At 45.8% G+C, this 757-nt stretch carries 1 protein-coding gene; it reads right to left on the minus strand.

Features of this window, described 5'->3' with window-relative positions:
- Positions 1–38: 38 nt before the first annotated feature.
- The gene (locus KIV40_RS35145) at positions 39–755 is read right to left on the minus strand and encodes a hypothetical protein (RefSeq protein ID WP_375164959.1); all 717 of its coding nucleotides are present in this window, start codon (positions 753–755) and stop codon (positions 39–41) included.
- Between the last annotated feature and the right edge of the window lie 2 nt (positions 756–757).

Raw genomic sequence — 757 nt, forward strand, 5'->3', positions numbered from 1 at the left:
CTGAAAACTTATATTCATGGCATTCCCTTACCCTTACTTCAATAACACTTACGTAAAGAACGATTAAATCTATCCAAGAATCCTGGGGACTCACGTAAGAAGTCATTAGAAAAGTGAACCATTAGATCTTGTTTTTTGATCCTTACTTTTTGAAAGTAATCGACCGGTATACCTGCTTTCTTCAATGAATCTTCAAAAACAAGCTCATATTCATAAGCGACGTCCAAATCGCCTTTCCATAACATTTGGAGCAGTGAGTCTGCATCACGCGGCTTGCGGATAACGTTGTAGCCATCTCGCTTTAAAGATAACCACTTGTTTGTATTAAACTTAGCACCAAATCGCAGACTAAACTTGGTTGTTTCGTCATTTATGTCGGCATAGATGTTTGGTGCGATGAACCACGCCAAGTATTCCGACACAAGAGGCTCCGACGCGGTTGCGAATTTCGCGCGTCGACTGTGAGCAGAACCGGAGAAAAAACCATGCATCTCGCCGGTTTCCACCATCAACTGTGCTTTGTCCCAGCGCATCACTCGAATCTCGTAAGGATGCCCCATACGGCGCAGCGCGCACTTCACTCGGTTAACGGCAACGCCACCTATCTCACCATTTTCATCCACGGTTTGATAAGGCGTCCAAATCTGCGTCGCCAGTGTTACTCGTTCTACAGCCTGAGCACTGGCGGCAGCGCTCATCACAGCAATAAACATCACTGTTTTAAGCGCCGCTGCCCTGAACTTACTCGGCAACAAAA

The sequence above is a fragment of the Vibrio sp. D173a genome (genome assembly GCF_030248475.1).